Origin of the sequence: Paraglaciecola sp. (assembly GCF_030730205.1) — a bacterium.
GTDB lineage: Bacteria > Pseudomonadota > Gammaproteobacteria > Enterobacterales > Alteromonadaceae > Paraglaciecola.
The window spans coordinates 1-5655 of sequence record NZ_JANQVQ010000032.1 but is presented as its reverse complement, the minus strand read 5'-3'; the positions used below and the strand labels follow the sequence as shown (position 1 = coordinate 5655).

8 protein-coding genes are annotated in these 5655 nt (G+C 45.3%); 1 reads left to right on the top strand and 7 read right to left on the bottom strand.

Translation table 11 applies throughout. The features are described from left to right. Positions 1-162 precede the first annotated feature (162 nt). Both NWQ57_RS03590 and NWQ57_RS03585 read right to left on the bottom strand, forming a co-directional pair. Entirely contained in the window at positions 163-654 is a 492-nt protein-coding gene (locus NWQ57_RS03590; protein ID WP_306020690.1) for a DMT family transporter, read from the bottom strand. A gap of 10 nt (positions 655-664) precedes the next feature. Then, complete coding sequence (locus tag NWQ57_RS03585) at positions 665-1093, bottom strand: DMT family transporter (protein WP_306020689.1); 429 nt, start codon at positions 1091-1093, stop codon at positions 665-667. 90 nt (positions 1094-1183) lie between these two features. Here NWQ57_RS03585 and NWQ57_RS03580 point away from each other — a divergent pair, with 90 nt between their 5' ends. Continuing rightward, positions 1184-2107 carry a LysR family transcriptional regulator gene (locus NWQ57_RS03580; protein WP_306020687.1) on the top strand — a complete coding sequence of 308 codons (924 nt, stop codon included), beginning with the start codon at positions 1184-1186 and terminating at the stop codon, positions 2105-2107. Positions 2108-2152: 45 nt separating this feature from the next. Here the strand turns inward: NWQ57_RS03580 and NWQ57_RS03575 are convergent, their stop codons facing one another. From NWQ57_RS03575 to ureC, 5 genes are all read right to left on the bottom strand, one after another. Then, a complete protein-coding gene (locus NWQ57_RS03575) occupies positions 2153-2347 on the bottom strand; it encodes a hypothetical protein (RefSeq protein WP_306020686.1) in 195 nt (64 codons plus the stop codon). Continuing rightward, positions 2344-2997: an urease accessory protein UreG gene (ureG, locus tag NWQ57_RS03570; RefSeq protein WP_372340882.1), complete on the bottom strand. Its 654-nt coding sequence runs from the start codon at positions 2995-2997 to the stop codon at positions 2344-2346. Before ureG ends, NWQ57_RS03575 begins: the two co-directional genes overlap by 4 nt. Positions 2998-3008: 11 nt before the next feature. Beyond that, complete coding sequence (locus tag NWQ57_RS03565; protein WP_306020684.1) at positions 3009-3698, bottom strand: urease accessory protein UreF; 690 nt, start codon at positions 3696-3698, stop codon at positions 3009-3011. Next, on the bottom strand, positions 3698-4246 hold the full coding sequence (gene ureE / locus NWQ57_RS03560; protein WP_306020683.1) for an urease accessory protein UreE: 549 nt from the start codon (positions 4244-4246) through the stop codon (positions 3698-3700). Before ureE ends, NWQ57_RS03565 begins: the two co-directional genes overlap by 1 nt. Before the next feature lie 11 nt (positions 4247-4257). After that, positions 4258-5655 (bottom strand): urease subunit alpha (gene ureC, locus NWQ57_RS03555; protein WP_306020682.1); only part of this gene is annotated, 1398 nt, incomplete at its 5' end.

The following is a 5655-nucleotide window of genomic DNA, read 5'->3' as shown; positions in this document are numbered from 1 at the left end:
TCGCTCATAGGCGTCTGTCAGGCTTGGTTGAAATCTATTGATAAAATCTATTGATAACATCTGTTGATGAATGAATTATATTTCCACTAGCGATAGTCTTCATATTGCAAAGTCGCACTTATTTGCTCAGGCCTGTTTCTGCTATTTTGTGATGGTTAATTTTCAGTTGGTTTGCAACTTTTTGGCATGTTTTACTTTGTCTGACTCATTGCGTTTGTTACTCAGATAAACCATCACAATGGCACCTAACAGCAGCAGTATTGCCACGTAACGTTTTGCATCTAGCTCTATAACACTGTTGTTTAACCAGCCGAAATGATCTATTAATAAACTCATCATTAACTGTCCGGCAATAACTGAGACTGTCATACCAGCGATACCGATTCTGGGCACAGCGAAAACCACAACCACCATATAAATCACCCCAAATACGGCACCCATTAGTTGCCATTTAGGGGCGGTAAATAGGGTTTGGGTATGGGTTTGTTCAAAAAAGAAAAACAATAAAAAGGTCAAGGCAAAGCCGATGACAAATGTCAGCCACGCAGAGGCAATAACGCCTACGGTGTGACCTAACCTACCATTGATCGACGATTGCACAGATAAGGCAATGCCGCCTATTATCAAAATTAATATTGCAAATAAGGTGCTCACTTTTGTTCTCCTAATTTAGTAGCCACAGGGCGATAGTAATCATAACCAGGGCCAATATCCGATACAGGTCAACCGCACTTTTTTTAGTCCCCAGTAAACCAAAATGGTCAATGACCAAACTCATGGCAATCTGTCCCAACAATACACTGGTCATGGTGATGCCCAAGCCAACAATGGGCGTAGCAATAGTTAAAGCCACCACGTAAACCGGCCCTAAAACACCACCGGTTAACAACCACTTGGGCTGCGCAAACAACAAGCTTAATTGCGGCCGTGTGAAAAAAATCATTATCAAGGTGAGTAAAATACTGCCAACCATGAAAATCGATAAGGTGGCGGCTAAGTGCCCAATATTTTCTCCCAATGGCCCTAACAGGCCGGCTTCAACCGACAGGCCCATACCTGCAATTAATACCAGCAGGTAAATAATAAGTTGCATAACAAAGTGATCCTGAATATTTGATTGAGAAGATAGTCGATAAATGCTCAAATAATATCAATAACTCAAATAACAAATGATAATTGCTTTATGAGCATTAATTCACTGCGCGCATTCATCGCTGTTGCCCAAACAGGCAGCTTTGTAAAAGCTGCTTTTGTCATGGACTTACCTCCTTCTTCTGTGTCACGGCATATTGCAGCCCTAGAAAAATCGCTCGGCCAAAAGCTTTTGTATCGCCATACCAGAGCAGTAAAACTGACCGAGGTGGGAGTTAATTATTTTGCAGAAATTCGCGAAGCGTTACTGGCCATCGATCTTGCTACAGAGCATGCCAAAGGCACAGCTACTGCGCCGCACGGCACCCTTAAAATTAATGCGCCGGTGTCATTTGGTCGCAAGCATTTATCAAGTTTAATCAATCAGTTTCAACAACAGTATCTGCAGATTGATGTGGAGTTAATTTTGACAGACTCCTATATCGATCCTGTGCAAGAAGGTGCAGATATTGTGATCCGCATTGGTGATTTTGCCGACTCTAGCCTGAATTATCGCAAAATTTCAGATGAACAATTTGTAGCCTGTGCAGCCCCTAGCTATATACAAAAATCACCCATACTCAAGTCGCCGGATGATCTACTTAAGCACAATTGCTTGGTGTACAAAGGCAATATGGGTAAACGCGCTTGGCATTTCCGCCAGTCGGCTGCTCAGCCATTTGACGCAATCGAGGTTGCGGGTAATTTGTGCAGTAATAACGCCGACATTCTGGTGAATGCGGCATTATTAGGACAGGGTATTATTTTGTTTCCCAAGTGGCTCATAGCAGAACACTTGGCCTCAGGCGAACTCTTACCCGTTTTAACCCCATGGCAGTGTGCAGAGAAAGCCTCTCAACAAACTATTTATGCGCTATATCCAGCCAACCGTTTAAAGTCGCCTAAGGTCAGTTGTTTTCTTGACTTTATGAGTGAACATTTTGGTTCGCCTCAACCCTATTGGAGTCTGGATTAAAACGCCTCTAAACCACAAAAATTAATAAGACTGAAAATATTCAGGCTATTTTTGGCGGTATTTATATTTCCCCTTTATTTGCCACCAGCGATAGCCCTTTACCGCCACAGCAGCGACTAGTAGCCAAAACATAATATGAAAAAGTGAATGCCAATTATTGTCTGCCATACCATGGCCTTCGTGGGCCAAGGCCAATGAAGAACTGAATACTAAGCATAGACTAGTGAGTTTTTTAATCATGCGGATATACCTCCTACAAAGGGTGATTGTGTGCTTGAAGGGCGGCTTAACATGCCCTCGACTTCGATGAATTTGATGATCTCAGCTAAGCCATGACCACTTTTTAAGTTACTGAAAATAAACGGTTTACCTTTTCGCATACGAGTTGCATCGACATCCATCACCTCTAAAGACGCGCCTACCATAGAAGCTAAGTCAATTTTATTGATGATTAATAAGTCTGATTTAGTAATGCCGGGGCCGCCTTTTCGGGGGATTTTGTCGCCAGCGGATACATCGATGACATACAAGGTCAGGTCAGATAATTCGGGGCTAAAGGTGGCGCTGAGGTTGTCGCCGCCACTTTCGACTAAAACAAAATCTAAATCAGCGTGGCGTTGTTGGAGTTCGTCGATAGCAGCCAGATTCATGGAGGCATCTTCTCGAATCGCTGTATGTGGGCAGCCACCTGTTTCTACGCCAATAATACGGTCTGCGTCTAAGGCGCCATGGCGAGTGAGAAACTGCGCATCTTCATGGGTATAAATATCGTTGGTGACCACAGCCATATTGTATTTATCTCGCAAGGCTAAACATAACTCGCGCAATAAGGCGGTTTTACCTGATCCAACCGGACCACCCACACCAATTCTTAAGGTTTGTTTTTTCATCATTGACTCTCTTATGAACGAAATAATCGTGAATATTGTTGTTCGTGCCAGCTACTGGCCATACTCAGGCCCACCAGCGATTGCCCCAACTCTTCAACCGGCCCACGTTGATAGTCAGTGACACAGTGAGGAATGACTGCGGCCAACTTAAATAACAGGTTTTGACTTTGGGTTTGTCCCAGCGGCACCAGCTTGGTAGCCGCGGCAATTTGGTTGTCGATATAGGCCCAAGTGAAGCCGGTCAACATGTCGTCTTGCTGCATATCAAACAAACAAGCGGCAAGGGCGAAGCTACTGATAAAACTCAATGTTGAATGCTGTTGCAACTCCCCGTAATACTGACTGTGTTGCAGCTCGTCGAGATTGGTTAGTAATCGCAACATGGCTTTGCCCATGGCTTGGTCTGCCATCAGCAATTCACTGCTTTCACGGGTGGCCCTTATCCAGCTTTCGTTTTGGCTAAAAGCGGCTGAATTGTTGTCTTGCAAAGCATCAAACTGCTTAGCCAAAAGGGGTAAATCGCTGTGTAACATAGCTTGGCGCAAATACGTGTGGCACCAGTTGTAAGTGCTATCAGCGCTGTCTACCCAACCCAGTTCAACTGCTTGCTCTAAACCCTGCGAAAACGAAAACCCACCTACTGGCAAATTAGCGCTGCACAACTGCAATAAACGGGTTAAGGCTAAATGACGTGTCATCATTAATGGTCATGCCCATGAATATGAACATGTTTAAGACTCTGCACTAATCCATGTTTGTGAACACCTTCATGTTGATGATCATTTTCATGATGCTTGTCATCTGTATGATGAGCGTGCCCACTGATGCCCTTGTAAGCGCCGTTTTCTGGTTCAAATATGGCGGGCGCTTCACTCACCGTGCAGCCATATTGAAGCACTAACTCTGCCAATACGTGGTCGGGTTTAAATCGTAACCAACGTTCTCCCACTTGTAATTTAGTATGGCGATTACCGAGGTGATAACAGACCTTGGCAAAGGTCAGCCAATCACTACAACTGGCTGTCATCACAGGCTCTAAAGCACCCTTTACTTGAATGTGTTGACCACACTCAGATTTTAATACTTCGTTGATCAACAAGGGTTTGCCCCGTTCGATAAAAATACCGGCTTCATTGCCGTTATCCGTCAGGACTTTAATGCGCGCTTTTTGGCGCGTGTCATAATCGAGGGTGACACTGTCAGTGGGTATATGGTGCACATGACTTAAACGAGTGCTGATTTGCAACATGATCCTTTCCTCTAAAACAAACAATAACGTTGTGCCAAGGGCAAAATGGCCATTGGCTCGCAAGTTAATAACTCACCATTGGCACGTACCTCGTAGGTTTGTGCATCCACTTCGATAACCGGTAACCAGTCATTGAGAACCATGTCTTTTTTGCCAATGTTACGGGTATTAATGCAGGGCGAAGTGCGCCTTTTTAACCCGACTTTTTCTGGTACGCCGGCTTTGATAGAAGCCTCCGACATAAAGGTCACAGACAAACTAGCGGCCGCACTGCCGAGGCTGCCAAACATCGGTCGATAATACACAGGCTGTGGAGTGGGAATAGAAGCATTGGGGTCGCCCATGGGGGCCGCCGCAATAAAACCAGATTTCAAAATAAGACTGGGTTTAATACCAAAAAAGGCTGGTTTCCACAGTACTAAGTCGGCCATTTTACCTATTTCAATGGAGCCCACTTCGTGACTAATGCCATGACTGATGGCGGGGTTAATGGTGTATTTAGCCACATAACGTTTAACCCGAAAATTATCAGAACGAGCGGTATCAGGGGATAAGGGTCCACGTTGCACCTTCATTTTATGCGCGGTTTGCCAAGTACGAGTGATCATTTCACCTACCCTTCCCATGGCTTGTGAGTCAGAGGCAATCATGCTGATAGCACCTAAGTCATGCAGTATGTCTTCGGCAGCGATACTTTCTTTACGAATACGCGAATCAGCAAAGGCCACGTCTTCTGGAATAGACGGGTCTAAATGATGGCACACCATCAACATATCTAAGTGTTCATCAATGGTATTAATGGTGTAAGGCCGAGTAGGGTTAGTAGATGAAGGCAAGACATTGGCTTCACCACAGGCCCTGATAATATCGGGGGAATGGCCACCGCCCGCACCTTCGGTATGGTAGGTATGAATAGTCCGGCCTTTAAACGCCCCAATGGTATCTTCGACAAATCCTGACTCGTTAAGGGTGTCGGTATGAATGGCCACTTGCACATCGTATTTGTCAGCTACGGTCAAACAATTATCAATAGAGGCAGGTGTGGTGCCCCAGTCTTCGTGTAACTTAAGCCCACATACGCCAGCTTCAATTTGCTCAGCAATTGGCCCTGGTAAACTGACATTACCCTTGCCCAAAAAGCCAAAATTCATAGGCATATCTTGGGTGGCTTGTAACATCTTTTCGATATTCCACGGACCCGGTGTGCAGGTGGTCGCATTAGTGCCAGTTGCAGGCCCGGTGCCGCCGCCAATCATGGTGGTCACGCCCGACATCAGCGCTTCATCTACTTGCTGCGGGCAGATAAAATGAATGTGCGCATCAATGCCACCCGCCGTGAGTATTTTGCCTTCACCGGCAATGATTTCAGTACCCGCACCAATAGGAATAGTCACGCCATTTTGGATATC